This window comes from Streptomyces sp. NPDC038135 (genome assembly GCF_055601245.1).
On sequence record NZ_JBVJXS010000004.1, the window covers coordinates 607,122 to 626,168 of the forward strand.

Consider the following 19,047-nt stretch of genomic DNA (forward strand, 5'->3'; position numbering starts at 1 on the left):
CGGGAGGGCCCATGCCGCAGAGCATTCGACTCAACTTCGATGGAGCTGCGGCCGGCGCCGCGATGCGCCAAGGAGCGGTCCGCGGCCTGTACCTGGGCGCCGAGCACGTCCTCGGCCTGAGCAATCAGGTCGTGCCGCTCGACGAGGCGGCCCTGATGCGGTCCGGCGTGGCGAGCGTGGATGCCTCGTCGCTGGCCGCCGCAGTCAGCTACGACAGCCCGTACGCCGTCCGCCAGCACGAAGAGCTGGAGTGGCGGCACGCCCCCGGCCGGACCGCCAAGTACCTAGAGAACAGCCTCAACGCCTCCCGTCAGGAAGTGCAGGCACTCATCGCCACACAGATCAGGCGGGCCCTGCGGTGAGCCCGACCCATGACGTCGACCTCCTCACCGGGATCGCCGTCCTCCTGGCGGCCGAGGGCATCGGCGTGTACTCACCCGACGACGTCCTGCCCGACAACAGCACAGCGATCGTCCTCGGCCGCATGCCGGACGACCCGGACCGGGCACTCGGCCTGACCTCGTATCCGGTGGCCGACGACGACACCACGAACGCGATCACCGGCGTTCAGGTCCGCATGCGCGCGGGCACGGACCCGACCGACCTGGTGCAGCTCGGCAACGACGTTTTCTCGGCGCTGCACCACCGGGAGCACTACACGGCCGGCGGCGTCCATGTCGCCCTGTCGTGGCGGCAGTCCCAGGCGTGGATCGGTCAGGACGACCGGGGCCGCATGGAGCTGACCGGCAACTACTACCTCCGGACCGTGCGGTCCGGGCCCCACCTGTACGAGTAGGAGGACCGCATGTCCACACCCACCCCCACCGAGGTCACCGCGCTCGCCCGACGCTGGGCTGTCGACCTGAACATGGGCACCGAGGAGACGCCCGACTGGCAGCGCGTCATGGGCGTGACCAACGTGTCGCCGTCCGCGGAGCCGAACATCGAGGACTCCACCGACTACGACTCCGGCGGCTGGGCCGGTAGCACCAAAACCGGCCAGGCCTGGGAGCTCGGTCTGACCCTGAACAGGAAGATCAACGACGCGGTCAAGACGTACCACCCCACCCACGAGGCGCTCCGCATCGCCTCGTACTCCTCCGGCTCAGCGTCGTACGTGCACGTCCGCCGCTACGACCGCAACGGGCTCCCGGAGGCCTACGAGGGCAGGGCGCTGGTGACGTGGGCGGAGTCCGGCGGAGAGGCCACCGCTCTGGACCAGGTCGAGGTCACCCTCACCGGCGACGGGCCGCTCGAGCTCATCGACAACCCGGTCGCCTGATGGCGGGCGGCAACACGTTCGAGGCGCTGGACAGCTTCCTCGACGAGTACCTGGACCTGCCGGTGAAGGGCCGGGACGGGCAGGTCCGCGTCTACCGCATCGAGGAGCCCTCCGCCGAGGACGGCCTCCGGATCGAGCGGATCAGCACGATGGCGGCCCGCCTCGCGTCCGGCGCGGCCCTCCCGGACGCTCCGGTCCTCGGCGATGACGAGGAGCTGGACCTGTACCGGATGTGCCTGGGCGACGCCTACGAGCGGCTCCGCACAGAGCTGAAGTGGGGCGCGTTCAAGCACGTCGCGCTGACCGCGATGTTCTGGATCACCACGGACAAGGAGGCCGCCGAGCAGTATTGGCGGACAGGCCAGCAGCCGGGAAAAGCCCCGAGGAACCGAGCGGAGCGTCGGCAGGAACAGCGCGGCTCCTCGGTGTCGGCTGCGGTGACTACGACCCGGTCACCGGCCTCTACGAGTGGTACGAGGGCGGCATCCAAGCGCCGAAGCGGTCGGGGCAGGGGTCGGCCGCAGAGCTGACGTGGGAACAGATCCTCGGCCAGTGGCCGCTGATCGAGGCCGACCTTCACTCGGAGTACGGCATCGACGTCGGCTCCGGCATCCTCCACGAGCGCACCTACCGCTGGTTCAAGGTCCGCGTCTTCGGCCTGTTCTCCGCCGAGACACGGATCCAGCGTCACTTCGCACCACCTCCTGACGATCCACACCGACCCGCCAGGAGGTGACCTGTGGCGCTGACCGTCGGCGAGCTCACCGCCATCCTGACCATCGACGACCGCACCGTGGACCCGGCCCTGCGCCGCGCCGAACGCGCCATGCGGCAGACCGGGCAGCGCATCGCCGGTGACGCCGAACGCTCCGGCCAGCAGGCAGGCGACCAGCTCGGCGGAGGCTTCGTCCGCGGCGCCGACGGCCAGTGGCGCAACATGCGCGGCGAGCTGGTCGACGCCACTCGGGCAGCCACCCTCGAGGCGGAGGCGCAGGCGCATCGCGGCGGCCGCCGGACAGGGCAGGACTTCAGCGACGGAGTCCAGCAGGGCTCCCGGGACGCCGGGGACGCGCTCGCCGACAACGTGCGCCGCGGAGCCAACGAGGCCGAGCGTGCGGCCGGTGACTCCGGCGAGGGCGGCGGGGAGTCCTTCATCCAGCGCATGCGGAGCGGCGCCTCCGGCGGGATCGGCGAGCTCGCGGGCAACATTCGTGAAGGCCTGACCAGCAAGCTGGGCCTGGCCGCACTGGGTGGCACTCTGGGCGCCGCCTTCATGGCTGCCATCGGCACCGCCATGGATCAGGAGCGCGTCACCGGTCGTCTCGCCGCTCAGCTCGGTAAGACTCCGGAGCAGGCCCGCCGGTATGGGCACGTCGCCGGCCAGATGTACGCGTCGGCGGTCACCGAGGACTTCCAGGGCGCCGCCGACGCGATCAGCGCGGTCATGCGGTCCGGGATCCTGCCGCCGGACGCCACGAACGCGCAGATCCAGTCGATCGCCACCAACGTCTCCGACCTGGCCAGCACCTTCGAGTTGGACTTGGGGCAGACCGCAAATGCGGTCGGCCAGATGATCAAAACCGGTTTGGCGAAGGACGGCACGGAGGCCGTCGACACGCTGACCCGCGGCCTGCAGAAGATGGGGCCGCGCGCCGACGACATCGCCGACACGATGAACGAATACTCCACGATCTTCCGGCAGATGGGCATCGACGGCGCCACCGCCACCGGCCTGCTCTCCCAGGGCATGAAGGCCGGCGCCAGAGACACGGACGTCGTCGCCGACTCGCTGAAGGAATTCGTCCTGATCACCCAGCAGGGCGGCAAGGACGTCGACTCGGCCTTCAAGAAGATCGGCCTCAACGGCAAGGAGATGCAGAGGGCTTTCGTCGAGGGCGGCCCGAAGGCGGCCAAGGCGCTGGACCAGGTCTTCGACGGGCTCCGCAAGATCAAGGACCCGACGAAGCGCCAGGCCTTGGCCATGCAGCTGTTCGCGACGAAGTCCGAGGACACCCAGAAAGCACTCATGGCGCTCGACCCGTCCAAGGCCGTCAGCGACCTGGGCCAGGTCGGCGGCGCCGCCGACAAGATGGGCGACGCGCTCCGCGACAACGCGAGCACGAAGGTAGAGGCCTTCAAGCGGGGCATTCAGCAGGGCGTCGTCGACTTCCTCGGCACGAAGGTCGTCCCCGCGCTGACCGGTTTCAAGACGTTCGTCAGCACCCAACTGGGCGGCATGTGGGACCAGGCCGGGCAGGGCAACGTCGAAGCCGCGGACCGGGTCGTCGCGTTCTTCGGTCTGGTCGCCCAGCGCGCCGGGGAGAAGATCAAGGAGATGGCCCCGAAGCTGCTGGAGGGCATCTCCGGGGCTGGGGCGAAGTTGGCCGAGTACATCACGGCCAACCCGGAGCAGGCGCTGAAGCTCAGCATGATCGCCGCCGCGATCGTCGCCGGCTTCATGCTGCTGCCCGCGCTCGTGGCCGTGGCGATCGGCGCGGCAGCCGTAGCGATGACCATCGGCTTCACGAATAAGCTGGTCTCCGCCACCCAGGAGAAGCTCCCCCAGTGGTGGAACGCGCTCGGCCAGTGGCTCACCGAGAAGTCGGCCCAGGCGCCCGGCCTGCTCAGCGCGCTCGGCTCGGCGATCGGCGGCTGGTTCGGCGGCCTGTGGTCCCGATACATCTCCGGGCCGATCAGCGGCCAGTGGAACAGCTTCATCGGCAGCGTGCGGGGACTGCCCGGCCGTGCCGTTGCCGCGCTCAACCCCCTGGGCGGCAATCTCGGCTCGGCAGCGAGCAGCGCCTGGTCCCGGTTCGTGTCCGCCAGCGCAGCCAAGGCCGTCGAGGCCATTGACTGGATCCGTAGCCTGCCCGGCCGCGCCCGGGACGCCCTCGGAAACCTCGGCGGCGTCCTGGTCGACGCGGGCGCCTCGCTGATGTCGGGCTTCATCTCCGGCATCACGTCGAAGATCGGGTCGCTGACCTCGACGCTCACCGGCATCACGAGCATGATCCCGAAGCACAAGGGTCCGCCGAAGAAGGACGCGAAGCTGCTGACCCCGGCCGGTCGTCTGATCATCGATGGCTTCATCAAGGGCATCGGCGACTCGATCCCGGCGCTGAAGTCGAAGCTGGCGCAGATCACGAAGGCGCTCCCGGCCGACGTGAAGCACGGCATCGGCCGGACCCTCGCCCGGAACGTGCGGGAGCTCGAGGGCTACGTCAAGGACGTCGAGAAGGTCGCCGGCAAGCTGAAGGCGGCGCAGAAGAAACTCGATGACCAGAAGAAGGCCCGGTCGCAGCTCCGCGAGAGCGTGAAGGGCGGCATCCTCAGCTCGGCGAACATCACCCAGCAGCAGGGCAGCCGGACCCCGGAGGGGATCCTGGCCCGCCTGCAGAGGGACCGGAAGGCGGCCGAGGCTTTCGCGAAGAACATCGCGAAGCTGAAGCGGCAGGGAGTCCGCGCCGACCTCATCAACCAGATCGCGGAGGCCGGAGTCGAGCAGGGCTCCGCGATGGCCGCATCGCTGGCAGCAGCGACACCCGCACAGATCAAGGCGATCAACGCGGAGCAGCACAAGCTGGCTGCGGCCGCGGGCAAGGCCGGCGACACGGCGGCGGACGCCACGTACACGGCGGGCATCCGTGCCGGTGAGGGCATCGTCAAGGGGCTGAAGGACCAGCAGAAGGCGATTGAGCAGCAGATGCTGAAGATCGCCAAGTCAATGAAGGACAGCATCCGGAAGGCGCTCGGCATCAAGAGCCCCAGCCGGGTGATGGCCCGGGTCGGCGCCTACACCGCCGAAGGCCTGCGTCGAGGCATCGAGTCGGGCCGCAAGGCCGTCAACGCCACGATGGCGGGCCTGGTGGAAACGCCATCCCCAGGACGGTGGGCGCTGGCTGGCGCCGAGGCCGGCGGAGCACGCCGGGTCGTGCAGCACACGACGAACACCACCTACCACCTGACACAGCGCGAGATGACGCTCCGGGACCTGGAGACGCTACAGCGCCGCCAGGACGCGCGCGCACGAGTGGGGAGGCCACGGTAGATGCCGCTGATCACCGCCCCCGTCACCACCCCGCCGGAGACCGGCGACCCGACCACGGGTGGGGGCGGCGGCATCGTCCTGCCCGACCTCGGCCGGGCCACGGTCACCTACTACGACCCGGCCGGCGGAGTATGGCCGCTCACCAAGCGCTCCCTGGGCTGGTTCACCCTCGCCGAGGGCGTGTCCGGGCTCGGGGCGACACCGTACGAGCTGACGTCGGACCCGCGGGCGCGCGGGGGCGCGCGCCTGCGGGGGGCGCAGGCACAGCCCCGGACGATCGTGTGGCCGCTCCGCGTGGAGGGCGACACCCACACGGAGTTCGTCTCCCGCTGGCGTGCACTGGCGACCGCGATCACCCGCACCCTGCGCGACGGGCCCGGCGTCCTCGAGATCGCCCGCCCCGACGGCACCCGCCGCACGATCAACGTCTACTACCAGGAGGGATTCGAGGGGCAGGGCGACAGCGGCTCGGGCTGGTTGCGGGACACCGCGGTCCTCACCTGGTGGTGCGAGGACCCGTACTGGACCGATCCGGTGCCGGTGTCCGTGCACCGCGAGCAGGGCACCGGCAGCAGCTTCTTTACGCCGTACCCGACGGTGTCCTCCTCGCAGGTGCTCGGCGCGACCACCGTGACCAACCCGTCCGACGTGATGGTGTGGCCGACCTGGACCATCACCGGCCCAGCCAGCCTGGTGACTTTTACCCGCACCTGGACGGACCGCACCGGGGTCGCCCGCAGCGAGTCCTTCACCCTCAACCCGACGTCGGTCGGGCACGGGAACTTGCTCGCTGGTGAGAGGGTCACCGTCCGCACCGACCCGCCCCAAGTCCGCTACCAGGACGGGGCGAACTGGGTCGGCGCCCTCAGCTGGCCGACGGCCGTCCTGTGGGGGCTCGCCCCGGGTGACAACTCAGTGTCCTTCACCCTGGCGGGCTCCGGGCCGGGCAGCGCGGTCGACCTCAGCTTCAACCCGCGGTACGAGACCGCCTGATGGGGGGTGAGTGGTGGCCGTTCAGCTGCTCATCACCAACCGGAATCTCGTGGTGCAGGGCGACCCGCCCGCCGACTGGTCGAACCTGGACGTCACCCAGGTCTTCAACGAACCAGGGACGGGGTCGGTCGACCTCGTTGCCTACCCATACGTCATGCAGCAGTTGCAGCCCGGAAACCGGCTCGTCGTCGTCCGCGACGGCGCCGTGTGGATGGGCGGCCCCATGGAGATCCCGCAGGACTACTCCTGGGGCATCGCCGGGGAAGGCGAGGCACCGCCCGGCATGGTGTCGGTCAACTTCAGCGACGACATGGCGCTGCCCGCCGGATACCTCACCTGGCCCGCCCCCGCCTCAGCCTGGTCAGCGCAGCCGGAGACCTCCCGGAAGATCACCTCCACGAACGCCGAGAGCATCATCCGCACGCTGGTCAACGAGAACTGCGGACCCGGCGCGATCGCCGCCCGGCGCATCCCGAACTTCGCCCTCGGCGCGCTCGCCAGCGTCGGCTCGAGCGTCAGCGTCACCACCCGCCTCGAGCGGCTCCTGGACGTGTGCCGGCGCGTCGCCACCGACGGCGGCAACCTCGGCATCCGATGCAGGCAGGTGGGCAGCCAGATCCTGTTCGAGGTATACGCGCCCGCCGACCGCACGGCCACGGCCCGCTTCTCCGAAGGCCTGGGCAACCTCCGCGGCGTCGCCTACAAGCAGTCCGCGCCGACCGTGACCCACGCGTTGGCCGTCGGCACCGACCAGGCCGTCCCCCGCCCCTACGTCGAGGTCGCCGACACGGCGGCCGCGGCCGCGTGGTGGCGCGTGGAGCAGCTCGTCGACTCCAGCGCCGACAGCAACGACGACGGCACCATCACCCAGGAGGGCAAGCAGGCGCTCGCGGAGGGCGCGGCGCCGGTGGAGCTGGCCACGGTCACGATCGACACCGAAGACCTGAAGGCCGGCAGGGACTTCGGCCTCGGCGACCGGGTGACCGTCGCCCTGCCGACCGGCGTCGAGGTCCGCGACCTGGTGCGCTCCATCCGGCTGACGGCCAGCCCAGGCGAGGGCGAGCAGGTCACCTCCCTGATCGGCTCCCCAGACGCAACGACCGACCCCCGCATGGTGCGGCTGGTACGAGAGCTGGGCCGCAGGCTCGGCCGACTGGAAGCGAGGTAGCGCGTGGCGCAGGACAGTTGGCCGTCACCGGCCCACAACAGCCGGGCTGTCACGGACATCGAGTACGAGAAGGTGGCCGCACGCTTCTCCGGCGACGGCGTGTACGGCAGCCCCACCGACACCGCAGTCGTGACCGCGGGCACCGGCCTCGGCGTGAACCTACGCCCCAGCGTGTACGCCAGCCTGCGCGGGCACGCCTGGACCTCCGGCCCCGACGCAGTCAGCCTGTCGATCGGCCTCAACACCAGCGGCCAGATCCGCAACGACTACGTGGTCCTGCGCCTGGACCGCTCCGCCTGGACCGTCCGCGCCGTAGTCAAGGCAGGCACCCCCGGCGCCGGCCTGCCCGCGCTCACGCAGGACACCGGCGACACCGGCGTGTACGAGATCCCCCTCGCGCAGGTGCGGGTCATCAGCGGGGCCCTGAGCGTGACCGTCACCCGTAGCGAGCTGTACGTCGGGACCCGGGTCCGGCCCTGCACGTCGTCCACCCGCAACCCCGCCCCCGTGCCGGGCGAGATGGCGTTCGAGACCGACACCGGCGTCCTGCGCGTGTGGGACGGCGCCGCCTGGCAGATCGTCGCCGACGACTCCGGCGTCATCTCCGTCAACAAGAGCCTCTCGCCGTGGACCAACGAGGTCGAATCCGTTCTGCAGAAGCGCAACGGCGCCGTCCACTTGAGGTTGGGCTCGATGAAGCGCGCGGGCGGCACGCTCGGCGCGACCACCGAGTCCCAGCTGCCTGTCCTCATCCCCTCCGCCTATCGGCACCCGACCCGGGACCAGTACGGACTGGCGTACTGCACCGGCACAGAGATTGGACGATTCGCCATCTACTCCGACGCGCACGAGTCCCGACCCGGCCAGGTATGGCTGATCAACCACCCGTCGATCGCCACCGGGGACTACGTGCTCCCGGTGTCCGGCATCAGCTGGGTGGTGTGACATGCGCTACCAGTTCGGCGCCACCATGGCGGACTACGTCGTCCGGCCGACCGATGGCCTGTGGGGCGTCGCGCCCGGCGTGACCGTCACCTTCTGGAATGCTCCGGTCGGCGGAGTCCAGTACACAGACCTCCGCAACGGCGCCAACGACCAAATCAGCCAGGTCACCACCGATGAGCAAGGGCTTCTGCCGTCGTTCTTCGGCCCTGACGGGGTCACCGGCATGTGGGCGGACGCGGGCGGCTCCGCGCGCGCCTGGGTGGACTCACACAACGCGGCCACCGCAACCGTAGGCAAGGGCCTGTATGTGCCCCCCGGTTGGGGTGAGAACTGGCGAGCCAAGCGGGACGCTGCCCGGTCCGGGGGCAAGGCCAAGCTGATGTGCATCGGTGACTCGATCACCTACGGCTACTGGTCCAGCGACCTCCTCAGCAAGAGCTGGGTCGGGCTCGTCCGCACCGCTCTCCAGGGCGGGTATGGCGATGGCGGCTCCGGAATGTTCTCCGTCAACAGGTCCGCCGAATTCATCGGCACTGGCAGGGACGCGACCATTGCCCTCTGGAGGGCGAACAACAGCATTACTTCCACCACGGGCACGTGGACGGATACCGGGCTTTTCTACGGCCCCGCAGTCAGCAGCATGTACGCCACCGCCGCCGCAACGGCGACTTTCAAGGTCCGCGGCACCACCATCAACATCTACACCCTCGCCGGAGTGAATCTCCCGAACGCGGGCTTCACCTACCAGATCGACGGGGGCTCCCCGGTCGCCGTCGCCGACCCGGGCCTGTCCACCGGCACCGTCCAGGTGAAGACGATCACCGGGCTCGCCGCTGGGGACCACACGGTCGTCATCTCGTACAACGGCACGGGCGGGGCCCGGCTCCAGCTCATCGGCGTGAGCGCCGAGAACGCTACCGGCGTCGTCGTGGACAACATGGGCCGCTCCGGGGCGTCTACGTCCACGTTCTTCACCAGCGGCACCGGTAACACCCTGTGGAACGGCGGCTCGAGCAACGCCGCCGATCTGATCATCTACTCGCTGGCGATCAACGACGCCCAGGCCAGCGTCGCGGTCGACACCTGGGTCAGCAACGTGATCTCGACGCTGTCCACCTTCAAGGCAGTCAACGACGGCGCGACCGACTTGCTGTTCCTCTTCCAGCACCGAGGCAACTACACCAGCGGCACGTTCTACGGCCAATATCTGACCAGGGCACGCGGTCTCGCTGAGGCCTACGGGGCCGCGCTGGTGAACGTCTGGCCCATGGGACGCAACTCCTACAGCTACTGGACCAGCCTCGGCTACTGGGGCGACGCGGCCAACGCGGGCGCGGCCGGCACTGACGTCGTGCACCCGTCCGACGCCGGCCACCAGGCCATCGCCGACGCCGTGCTGCCCGTCCTGACCGCCTGACTTGGAGGCCCGGATGCCCCTTGTTACGGCCGCCGCCCCACCTCCACCGAAGCCGGTCCCGGCGCCGATCGCGGTGACGGACGGCTACGGCATCAGCATCGGCGGCCTCGTCCTGCACCAGGTCGACGGCCGCCTCGCGGTCCGCATGCCCGACGGCAGCGACCGCTTCATCTCCCTCACCGCCGGCTAGCGGACGGCTCCCAGCCGGCCCCGCATCGCGGCAGACCGTCACCGCCCCGCGCCGCCCGGCCCGGGGCTTTTCTCATCTCTGGAGGCCTCGTGGCCACACCACCGAGCGCGGCCGCCTTCGCCGCGCTGCTCCGCGCCGAGGGCGTCACTGTCGTCGAGGTCGGCGACTGGGAGCACCACAACCGCAACAGCAAGGGCCCGTGGGGACCCGTCCGCGGCGTGATGATCCACCACACCGTCACCCGCGGCACCGCCGCCACCGTGAAAATCTGCCGCGACGGACACTCCGACCTCCCCGGCCCCCTCTGCCACGGCGTCATCGCCAAGGACGGCCGCGTGCACCTCGTCGGCTACGGCCGCGCGAACCATGCAGGCCTCGGCGACGACGACGTGCTGCGCGCCGTCACGAACGAGGCCTCGCTGCCGACCGACAACGAGGCGAACACCGACGGCAACCGGTACTTCTACGGCTTCGAATGCGAGAACCTCGGCGACGGCAAGGACCCCTGGCCCGACGAGCAGCTCGAGGCGATCGAGAAGGTGGCCGCCGCAATCTGCCGACACCACCACTGGGGCGCCGGCAGCGTCATCGGGCACCTGGAGTGGCAGCCCGGCAAGGTCGACCCGCGCGGCTTCACCATGGCCAGCATGCGCACCCGCATCGCCAAGCGCCTCAAGTCGGACGCTCCCGCCGAACAGCTCCCGCCGCCGAAGCGGCCGGTGGTCGACCTGTCCCAGCTCGTCGCCGCGGCCCGCTCCAACCCGAAGGCCAAGGGCACCCCGGTCACCTACTCCGGAGTCAAGGTCGTCGAGACCGCTCTCGTGAACGCCGGCTACCTGCCCAAGGCGTACAGCGACGGCCACTACGGCAGGGTCACCATCGAGGCCTACGCCCGATGGCAGCGCCACCTTGGCTACACGGGTTCCGCCGCCGACGGCATCCCCGGCAAGACCAGCCTCGTCCGCCTGGGCGACAAGTACGGCTTCGACGTGAAGGAGTAGCTCATGCGGATCTCGGAGATGTGGAAGGCCGTTGTCGGCGGCCTGGCCGCGGGCGCGGCTGCCGCGACGACTGCGGTACAGGATGGTCAGGTCACCGCCGCCGAGGGCATCACCATCGCGGTCGCTGTCCTCAGCGCGTACGGCGTCACCTGGTACGTGCCCAACAAGCAACAGCCGTCGGGCGACATCTGATGCGCGCGGCGGTCCGGCGGATCCGTCGCAAGCTGGGCCGCCGCGGCCACTTCCTACTGATCTTGGGAGTCGGCAAGTTCTGCTGGGGCATGGGTTTCATCATCGACCCGCCCGCGCCTGAAGGCCTCCGACTCCTCACCCGCTTCGGCAGCCTCCAGCACTGGGCTCTGCTCTGGATCATCTGCGGCATCGTCACCTCGATCGCAGCCTTCAACCAAGTGGGCCGCGACGGCGCCGGTTTCGTCGCCGCGCTCATTCCCCCCACCGTGTGGGCCATCGCCTACGCGGCCGCTGTCGCCAGCGGCGACTACTCTCGCGGCATCTACGTCGCGATCTGGTACCTGACCTCGCACTGCGGGGTCATCGTGTGGGCGAGTACGGTGCCCGAGCACTCGGTCCCCCACGTGCCGCGCTCCGCCCGGAAAGGCAGAGCCGCGTGAGCATCTGGGCCCAAGTCGTGGCAGCGTTCGGCACCATCGGCATGATCATCGCTGGCGCATTCGCAGCGCGAGCGACCAAGGCGGCAGCCTCCGCCACAGCAGAGGCGACGCAAGCGGCCGCGCAGGCTCAGGCGGCACCGGCTCAGAGGACCGCAGACCTTGCAGTGCTACAGGCGACGGTCGAAAGAGTCGACAAAGAGAACGGCGAGCTCCGCACCAGGCAGAGCCGCCTCGAGGCGGTCCTCCGTGCTTTCTCATGGTCCGCCGACCGCTGGTGCCGACAGATGACCCGCGCCGGCATCGAGCCCGAGCCTCCCCACCCTTTAGTCACGGAATACCAAGAGACCGGCCTGTGAGCTGGCCCCCTTCCGCCTCCGTGGCGGGAGGGGGCCCTTTCGTCATGCCCAGGCTCAGCCAGCGGCGGGCGGCTGCCCGTACACCGCCACCCACCGGTCGCCGCGCGCCACGATGTCCGCCGTCTCCACCGGCCGGCCCGTCGCCTGGTCGTAGTACGTCCGCTCGATGGCCAGCACCGGCCCGGGCGGCGTCATGCCCAGCGCCTGCGCCTCCTGCCGCGTCGCCATGCGGGCCCGAACTCGTTCGACTGGATCACCGACGTCGATGGAGAGGACCCGCATCCGCGCGGCCACTCCAACACCGGCGTACGGACCGACCTCGGGGAGCGCGATGAGCGACTGCCCGGTCAGGGCGAGCGGCTCCCACGACTCGGCCAGCTGAACAGGCCGGTCGTCCGCAAGGTAGGTGTACGAGGTGTGCATCACCGCAGCGCCGGGCTCGATGCCAAGCCGCACGGCGACGGCTTCGCTGGCCTGCTCTGTGGTGCTCTCATGCCGCCAACTGCCGACCGCGCCCTGCTCGGCCGCACCCCGGGCGAACGGCGAGTCCTCGCTGCGGCGCCGGTGCTGACGGACCAGGAGCGCCGGTGTCTCGCGGCCGCGCACGTAGTGCCCCGCGCCGTGACGGCTGATGACGAGGCCTTCGTCGACGAGCACCTTGTAGGCGCCGGTCGCCACCGAGTTGCTGCCGCCGTACTCCTTGATGATCTCCGCGATCGACGGCAGCCGCGTGCCGGGCGGCAGTTCACCGGACTCGATGCGGGCGCGCAGCTCGTCGGCGACCCGTAGATACAACGGCGTCTCGGTGCTCACTGCCCGCCTCCCGATCGTGTGACTTGCGTGACAGAGTAGTCACTTCCCGTCTACTCTCGTACGAGAGTAAGCCTCTCGCACGAGAGTGGGGGATCCGTCATGCCGATCGGTGAGCGCGCAGCCGCGTTACGCGCCGCGCTGGAGAGCGCCCTCGAGGACCCAGTGCACGTCCAGGCAACAGACCAGGGCTACCGCATCACTGGCACCGCCCCGGACAACGCCGACCACGACACCTGGGCCGAACTCCTCACCGCGCTACGTGCCGCGGACCGCTGGGGCAGCACCGACACGGCCGACGATCCCCAGGTATGGGCCGAAGTCGAGGAGAAGTAGCGCATGGCCGTCCAGGAAGACCCCGTCACCCTGATGGACCCCACACACCCGCCCGCGCCCGCGCCCGGCTGCGACGTGTGCCAGGCCCTCGACCGGCAGCGCGCAGCCCACGAGCAGCGCCAGGAGTACGGGCGCGCCACCGACTGCGAGGAAGAGATCCGCCGCCACCCGCAGCACGGCAAGGCCCGCTCGTGACCGGCGAGCATCTGGCGGCTCCGACCGCCGCGGACGCGGAGCAGCGGTACCTCGAGCACGCCGCAGCCTGCTCCGGCTGTAGAGCACTGCTCCGCCGCTGCCCGACCGCTGAGGTGCTGTGGCGGAAGTACTGCGCGGTCGCGCGCCGATGAGCTGGCTCGTCTCCGCCGCGAGCGCCGGCCGCGGCGGAGATGAGCCCCACAACTCCCGTCCGCCAATCCCGTGCCAACAGGACCGGACGGGCCCAACAGCCCCACGCCTGGGGCCAACACCCAACAGGAGGAAGCAGTGACCACCACCTTAGAGCGTCCCCTCAGCAACATCGACGCGCTCACCCTGATCAACCCCGAACTGGCTGACCGGCTCACCCGTCGCATCACCACCGACCACCCGGAGATCAACGAGCCGACCGCCCGCCGCATCGTCGGCCAGGCGGTCGCATTCATCGCCGCCTCCGGCCAGCAGCCCGGACAGTCCCTCGCCCCCAGCAAGCTGGTCGACCTCGGATGGCACGCCTTCGTACTCCACACCGTCGACTACGCCGAGTTCTGTCAGCGCGTCGTCGGTCGGTTCGTCCACCACGTCCCCACCGACGAGGACGAGGAGACGCCGGGTGGCCCGCGGGCCACCCGGGAGCGGACGCTCGCCGCCATCACCGGCGCCGGATACGCCGTCGACGAGGAGCTGTGGCCGAACGTGGCCGACTGTACCCAGTGCCACGCCGGGTGCAGCGACAGCCCGAACAGCGGCAAGAAGTAACGCCCTCGTGTCAGACTCCAGCCGCCCGGCACCACAGCTGGGCGGCTGGCCCTATGAGCGGAGTAGCACGTGACAGACACGGCGATCGCCTGGGACACCTACTCCCAGCAGCGACCGGAACGCCGCGCGGTGAACGGCCGCGGCGACACGACCTGGTTCAACTGGACCCAGTTCGAGGACCACGGGCCCGGCATGGAACTCCTCGAGCTCAAGGCCGGCGACCGGGTCCTGGACCTGGGCTGCGGCAAAGGCGGCAACGCCGCGCACCTCGCCTCCCTCGGCGTGCGCGCGGTCGGCGTCGACGTCTCTCCCGCGCAGCTGCTCGCAGCCCGGAACCGGTGGGGCCTCCTCGCCGGTCTGGAGCTTCACCGAGCCGAGGCAGTCGACTTCCTGCAGACGACCCGCGAGACGTTCGACGCGATCTACTCCGTGTACGGCGCCGCATGGTTCACCGACCCGGACCTGCTGCTGCCCGTGATCCGGGAGCGGCTGCGCCCGGGCGGCCGGCTGGTGTTCTCGCAGCGGCCGCCCGTCCTGGGCTGCTACGGCTGCCAGGCCTCCTACATCCCGCGCGGCCCGGAGGAGGACCCGCTCGTGGTGAAGCGCTGGGACTTCGAACCGGCCGTGTGGGAGCAGCTGCTCGCCAAGCACGGTTTCGTGGATGCGCGGGCGATGGTGCTGTCGGCGCCGCCCGGGCCGCGCACGGTCGGAACGCTGATCGTCGGTGCCCGCGCGCAGGCTTCAGCGGACGAGGTCGGCGAGCGGGGTGTCCAGGGCGTCGGCGATGAGGAGCAGCCGGTCGATGGAAGTGGCGTATGCCCCCTGCTCGATCCGGTTGACCGTCTTCCGGTCGATGCCGGTGAGCTCACCGAGCGCCTCCTGCGACAGCTGGCGTCGGCCGCGCGCGGCGCGGATAGCGTCCCCGATGGCCCGGCGGCGGGTGAGCACCCAGTCGGGCGGGGGATCTGACGGCACGGGTACACGCTGACCCGTCCCATGATCATTGTCTGTACCAGAGTTGGTACAGCAGAAGCGTAGATATATCTTGATTGCAAGAGATGGGTGCCACAAACACTCATTCGAGTGACTGGCTGCATAACGGCAGCGACCTGGGGTTACCCGCTGACTCCCGAGTCAGTTACTCTCCAGTCGGCCGGTCGTCGCAACTGCCCCCCAGGCGGCGGCGATCGGTCCGGAGCCCCCCGGCCTTCGCGGCTGGGGGGCTCTGTCGTGTGTTCCGTTCTGCACTCATCCGGTGCGGCAGTAGGGGTGCGACCGCCTGCCCGTTTGGCCGTGGCCAAACCGACCGGCATCCGCCCCCGTCACGCGTCATCGAGCGTCATCGAAACGCATCCCTTTGTCCGGATTCTCGGCATCATCGCAGGTCACGAACGGGTGAAGAATCGGGTTCGATTCCCGTCCGCCTCCGCTCCCTTCCTCGGACCGGCAGCGCCGCCGCTGATCGTCCACGCGTTCCGTGTACCCGTGGGCGTCCAGGTACTCCAGCAGCGGCACGGCGACCCGGCGCGTGGTGTCCAGGGCCTGGCGGGCCTCGCTCAGTGTGAACGGCTGCGGCAGCATGCGCAGTTCGGCCGCGGCCGCGGCGTCCGCCCCGGGCAGCAGCACGACGCCGTCGGCGATCCGCAGCAGGGCGCCCGCGGCCACGGCGGCGGCCAGCGGCTTCCTGGTCAGGCCGAGCCGGGTCAGCCGGTCGGCCTCGGGGGCGCGAAACGGCGTCCGGGCGAGGTCCCCGCGCACGGCGTCCACCGCGGCCCGCACGGGTGGCGGCAGGGCGGGCCGCGTGTCCTCGGTGTCGTACAACCGGCCCTGCCGGTCGCGGAGTCGGGGCGCGGCCCGGACGAGGGCGTCCACCAGGACGCGGTCGGGCAGGTCCAGCAGACGGCGGGCCGCCTCGGCGGGGAGGCCGGGTTCCAGCGGGTGCGCCTCGGCGTACCGGCGGACCTCGGCGGCCAGCCGGTCCGCGAGGTCGGTCCAGTGCGCCTCGTCGGCCAGCCAGTCGCCGGCGACGGGGCCGGACGGCGGCGGGGCGCCCATGGCGAGCAGGTCGCGGCGCCTGACCAGACCCCGGCGGCGCAGTTCGGCGGCGCCGTCGGGCCGGCCGGTCAGCCCGGCCAGTTCGGCCGCGCGGGCCCGGCCGGCGCCGCGCCGGGTCAGCCGGGGCGGGCGTACGTCGAGGACGGTGACGCCGCAGGGGGTGCGGCTGCCGCCGGGTTCGCGGAGCACCGCCCGGTCGCCGATCCGCAGGGGCAGCGCGCGGCGCAGGGTGAGCCGGGCGGTGTCCTCGCCGAGCGGGCGGACGGTCACCGGGACGGCGGCCGTGCCGATGTGCAGGGTGACCGAGCGGGGCAGGTCGCGGACGGGCTCGCCGGTGACCCGGACGTCCGCGGTGCCGGTCGTCAGCCAGCGGTCCGGGGTGAGCAGGGCCTGGCCGCGGCGCAGTGCGCCGGTCTCCGGCCCGTGCACGTTGACGGCGACCCGGGCCACCGCGCCGGCCTCCGTCCGCTGCTCGTGCAGGGTCTGCAGGCCGCGCACCCGCAGGACGTCCCCGTCCCCGGTGACCAGCCTGTCGCCGACGCGCAGGGTGCCCGCGCCGAGCGTGCCGGTGACCACGGTGCCGTGACCGCGGACGGTGAACGCCCGGTCCAGCCACAGGCGTACGTCGGCCCCGGTGTCCGGTGCGGGCAACCCGGCCGTCAGCCGGGCCAGTTCGGCGCGCAGTTCGTCCAGCCCGGCGCCGGTGACGGCGCTGACCGCCACGGACGGCACCTTGCCGAGGGAGGTGGCGGCCAGCCGTTCCACGGCGTCCGCGCGGACCGGTTCGGGGTCGGCGAGGTCGCCGCGGGTCACCGCGAGGACGGCGTGCCGGACGCCGAGCGCGTCGAGGATCGCCAGGTGCTCCTGCGACTGCGGCTGCCAGCCCTGGTCGGCGGCGACGACGAACAGCACGGCGGGCACCGGGCCGGCGCCGGCGAGCATGGTCGCGACGAACCGCTCGTGCCCGGGTACGTCGACGAACGCGAGGTCCTCCCCGCCCGGTTCGAGCCGCGTCCACACGAAGCCGAGGTCCAGGGTCAGGCCCCGGCGGCGCTCCTCCTCGTAGCGGTCGGGCTCCATGCCGGTGAGCGCCCGCAGCAGGGTGGACTTGCCGTGGTCGACATGGCCGGCGGTGGCGAGGACGTGCACGGCGCCTACCTCTCCGCGGCCGGGCGGGCCGCCCGTACGGCCGCGGCCAGCGGTTCGTCGTCCTCCGGCGGCACGGCCCGCAGGTCGAGCAGGCAGCGCCCGGCCTCGAGCCGGCCGACCACCGGGGTCGGGCCGGTGCGCAGCGCCGCGGCGTACGGCTCGGGCAGCGACAGCGCGGCACTGGGCAGGGTGACGCCGGGCGCCCCTCCCCCGCCGACCGTGGCGGCGCCGGCGACGGCCCGGGCGTCGATCCCGTCGGCGGCCAGGGCGGCGGCGAGCCGGCCGGCGCGCTCGCCGAGCCGGGCCGGGTCGGCGGTGAGGGCGGCGGCGGTCGGGGTGGGCGGTCCGGTGAGCGTGGCCTCCAGGGCGGCCAGGGTGAGCTTGTCGACCCGCAGGGCGCGGGCCAGCGGGTGCCTGGCGAGGGTGCGCACCAGGTCCTCGCGGCCCAGCAGCAGCCCGCACTGGGGGCCGCCGAGCAGCTTGTCGCCGCTCGCGGTGACGAGGGCGGCCCCGGCGCGCAGGGCCGTGGCGGCGTCCGGTTCCTCGGGCAGTTCCGGGTGCGGGGCGAGCAGCCCGGAGCCGATGTCGGCGACGACGGGCACGCCGAGCCCGGCCAGTTCGCCGACCTCGGCGGCGCGGGTGAAGCCGGTGATGCGGAAGTTGGAGGGGTGCACCTTGAGGATGAAGCCGGTGCCGGGTCCGACGGCGGCGGCGTAGTCGGCGGCGGTGGTGCGGTTGGTGGTGCCGACCTCGCGGAGCCGGGCGCCGGTGGAGACCAGCAGGTCGGGCAGGCGGAAGCCGTCCCCGATCTCCACCATCTCGCCGCGGCTGACGACGATCTCCCGGCCGGCCGCGAGGGCGGTGGCGGCCAGCACGAGCGCGGCGGCCCCGTTGTTGACGACGTGCACGCCGCCGGCGGCGGGGACGCGGCCGGCGAGCGCGGCCAGGGCGGAGCGGCCGCGCCGGGCCCGCGCTCCGGTGGCCAGGTCGAGCTCCACGTCCGTGGGTCCGGCGGCAGCGGCCACCGCCTGCCGGGCCGCCGCCGACAGCGGTGCCCGGCCGAGGTTGGTGTGCAGCAGGACGCCGGTCGCGTTGATCACCGGTCGGAGCCCGCCGGCCGTGCCGGGCAGCAGGGCCACGGCGGTGTCCCGGACCTGCTCGGGGGCGATGCCGCCCGCACGCGCCTGTTCCTGCGCCTGCCGGACCGCCCCCTTGACCACATCCTCTCCGAGCCGCCCCACGGCCTCGGCCAGCCGGGCATCGCGCAACAGCACATCGGTACGCGGAATCCGACGCCGGGCGTCGCCGCCGTCACCAGGACGCGCGGCGGCCGGCTCGGACCGGCCGGCCCCGGGACCTTCCGGAGCACCGGCGCCCGGTCGGGCCCGGGCACCGGAGCCGGATCCGCCGCCGTGGCGCCGCAGGTCCGTCCCGCCCGTCTCGACGCCGCGGCCGCCGCCGTCCTCTGCCGGGTCTCCCGAGACGTCGCAGGCGTGCCCCTCGGCACCGGGCCGCCCCGGCCCCGGCCGACGGGCGCGGACGTCGTGGCCGCAACCAGCCGAGGCGCCGGAGCCGGCCCGGGCACCGGAGCCCGGTCCGGTGGGGTTCGGGTTCCGGTCGTCTCTGCCGGGTGCCACCCGCTGTTCCATGCCGCCCCTGTTCCGTTCCTCCGGTTCCGCCGTGCCCGTGCGGGCATCGCTCATCGTCTCCC

21 protein-coding genes and 1 pseudogene are annotated in these 19,047 nt (G+C 71.7%); 18 read left to right on the plus strand and 4 right to left on the minus strand.

The annotated features are described in order from the left end of the window. Window positions 1-11: 11 nt before the first annotated feature. From ACZ7JA_RS14535 to ACZ7JA_RS14600, 14 genes are all read left to right on the plus strand, one after another. Window positions 12-362: a hypothetical protein gene (locus ACZ7JA_RS14535; RefSeq protein WP_470808423.1), complete on the plus strand. Its 351-nt coding sequence runs from the start codon at window positions 12-14 to the stop codon at window positions 360-362. Continuing rightward, complete coding sequence (locus ACZ7JA_RS14540; protein WP_470808425.1) at window positions 359-796, plus strand: minor capsid protein; 438 nt, start codon at window positions 359-361, stop codon at window positions 794-796. Before ACZ7JA_RS14535 ends, ACZ7JA_RS14540 begins: the two co-directional genes overlap by 4 nt. Before the next feature lie 9 nt (window positions 797-805). After that, on the plus strand, window positions 806-1,282 hold the full coding sequence (locus ACZ7JA_RS14545) for a phage tail tube protein (RefSeq protein ID WP_470808428.1): 477 nt from the start codon (window positions 806-808) through the stop codon (window positions 1,280-1,282). Next, the gene (locus tag ACZ7JA_RS14550; RefSeq protein WP_470808430.1) at window positions 1,282-1,812 is read left to right on the plus strand and encodes a DUF7426 family protein; all 531 of its coding nucleotides are present in this window, start codon (window positions 1,282-1,284) and stop codon (window positions 1,810-1,812) included. Before ACZ7JA_RS14545 ends, ACZ7JA_RS14550 begins: the two co-directional genes overlap by 1 nt. 209 nt (window positions 1,813-2,021) lie before the next feature. Then, complete coding sequence (locus ACZ7JA_RS14555; protein ID WP_470808432.1) at window positions 2,022-5,330, plus strand: phage tail tape measure protein; 3,309 nt, start codon at window positions 2,022-2,024, stop codon at window positions 5,328-5,330. Beyond that, window positions 5,331-6,323 carry a phage tail family protein gene (locus tag ACZ7JA_RS14560; RefSeq protein WP_470808434.1) on the plus strand — a complete coding sequence of 331 codons (993 nt, stop codon included), beginning with the start codon at window positions 5,331-5,333 and terminating at the stop codon, window positions 6,321-6,323. Between the two features lie 13 nt (window positions 6,324-6,336). After that, a complete protein-coding gene (locus tag ACZ7JA_RS14565) occupies window positions 6,337-7,491 on the plus strand; it encodes a siphovirus ReqiPepy6 Gp37-like family protein (RefSeq protein WP_470808437.1) in 1,155 nt (384 codons plus the stop codon). Between the two features lie 3 nt (window positions 7,492-7,494). After that, window positions 7,495-8,436: a hypothetical protein gene (locus ACZ7JA_RS14570; RefSeq protein WP_470808439.1), complete on the plus strand. Its 942-nt coding sequence runs from the start codon at window positions 7,495-7,497 to the stop codon at window positions 8,434-8,436. Window position 8,437: 1 nt separating this feature from the next. Beyond that, entirely contained in the window at window positions 8,438-9,853 is a 1,416-nt protein-coding gene (locus tag ACZ7JA_RS14575) for an SGNH/GDSL hydrolase family protein (RefSeq protein ID WP_470808441.1), read from the plus strand. Window positions 9,854-9,866: 13 nt separating this feature from the next. Further along, window positions 9,867-10,043 (plus strand): hypothetical protein, encoded by a 177-nt coding sequence (locus tag ACZ7JA_RS14580; protein WP_470808443.1) that lies wholly within the window; start codon window positions 9,867-9,869, stop codon window positions 10,041-10,043. A gap of 89 nt (window positions 10,044-10,132) precedes the next feature. Continuing rightward, window positions 10,133-11,044: an N-acetylmuramoyl-L-alanine amidase gene (locus ACZ7JA_RS14585; protein ID WP_470808445.1), complete on the plus strand. Its 912-nt coding sequence runs from the start codon at window positions 10,133-10,135 to the stop codon at window positions 11,042-11,044. Between the two features lie 3 nt (window positions 11,045-11,047). After that, window positions 11,048-11,236: a hypothetical protein gene (locus ACZ7JA_RS14590; RefSeq protein ID WP_470808447.1), complete on the plus strand. Its 189-nt coding sequence runs from the start codon at window positions 11,048-11,050 to the stop codon at window positions 11,234-11,236. After that, window positions 11,236-11,676 carry a hypothetical protein gene (locus ACZ7JA_RS14595; RefSeq protein WP_470808449.1) on the plus strand — a complete coding sequence of 147 codons (441 nt, stop codon included), beginning with the start codon at window positions 11,236-11,238 and terminating at the stop codon, window positions 11,674-11,676. Before ACZ7JA_RS14590 ends, ACZ7JA_RS14595 begins: the two co-directional genes overlap by 1 nt. Further along, window positions 11,673-12,032 (plus strand): hypothetical protein, encoded by a 360-nt coding sequence (locus ACZ7JA_RS14600; protein WP_470808451.1) that lies wholly within the window; start codon window positions 11,673-11,675, stop codon window positions 12,030-12,032. Before ACZ7JA_RS14595 ends, ACZ7JA_RS14600 begins: the two co-directional genes overlap by 4 nt. 54 nt (window positions 12,033-12,086) lie before the next feature. Here the strand turns inward: ACZ7JA_RS14600 and ACZ7JA_RS14605 are convergent, their stop codons facing one another. Continuing rightward, on the minus strand, window positions 12,087-12,845 hold the full coding sequence (locus ACZ7JA_RS14605; protein ID WP_470808454.1) for a GntR family transcriptional regulator: 759 nt from the start codon (window positions 12,843-12,845) through the stop codon (window positions 12,087-12,089). A gap of 99 nt (window positions 12,846-12,944) precedes the next feature. On the opposite strand from ACZ7JA_RS14605, the gene ACZ7JA_RS14610 reads away from it, so the two are divergent. The 4 genes and pseudogenes from ACZ7JA_RS14610 to ACZ7JA_RS14625 form a co-directional block, all read left to right on the plus strand. Further along, a complete protein-coding gene (locus ACZ7JA_RS14610) occupies window positions 12,945-13,178 on the plus strand; it encodes a hypothetical protein (protein ID WP_470808456.1) in 234 nt (77 codons plus the stop codon). 3 nt (window positions 13,179-13,181) lie between these two features. Beyond that, window positions 13,182-13,373, plus strand: coding sequence for a hypothetical protein (locus tag ACZ7JA_RS14615; RefSeq protein WP_470808458.1), 192 nt, complete (start codon window positions 13,182-13,184; stop codon window positions 13,371-13,373). A gap of 288 nt (window positions 13,374-13,661) precedes the next feature. Further along, the gene (locus ACZ7JA_RS14620; RefSeq protein WP_470808460.1) at window positions 13,662-14,132 is read left to right on the plus strand and encodes a glycine-rich domain-containing protein; all 471 of its coding nucleotides are present in this window, start codon (window positions 13,662-13,664) and stop codon (window positions 14,130-14,132) included. A gap of 192 nt (window positions 14,133-14,324) precedes the next feature. Then, window positions 14,325-14,642 (plus strand): annotated as a pseudogene (locus tag ACZ7JA_RS14625) (SAM-dependent methyltransferase); the annotation flags it as partial. 231 nt (window positions 14,643-14,873) lie between these two features. On the opposite strand, the gene ACZ7JA_RS14630 reads toward ACZ7JA_RS14625, so the two are convergent. From ACZ7JA_RS14630 to selA, 3 genes are all read right to left on the minus strand, one after another. After that, window positions 14,874-15,107 (minus strand): helix-turn-helix transcriptional regulator, encoded by a 234-nt coding sequence (locus tag ACZ7JA_RS14630; RefSeq protein WP_470808462.1) that lies wholly within the window; start codon window positions 15,105-15,107, stop codon window positions 14,874-14,876. Between the two features lie 354 nt (window positions 15,108-15,461). Then, the gene (locus ACZ7JA_RS14635; protein WP_470808464.1) at window positions 15,462-17,336 is read right to left on the minus strand and encodes a SelB domain-containing protein; all 1,875 of its coding nucleotides are present in this window, start codon (window positions 17,334-17,336) and stop codon (window positions 15,462-15,464) included. A gap of 5 nt (window positions 17,337-17,341) precedes the next feature. Then, the gene (gene selA, locus ACZ7JA_RS14640) at window positions 17,342-18,625 is read right to left on the minus strand and encodes an L-seryl-tRNA(Sec) selenium transferase (RefSeq protein WP_470808553.1); all 1,284 of its coding nucleotides are present in this window, start codon (window positions 18,623-18,625) and stop codon (window positions 17,342-17,344) included. Window positions 18,626-19,047 lie beyond the last annotated feature (422 nt).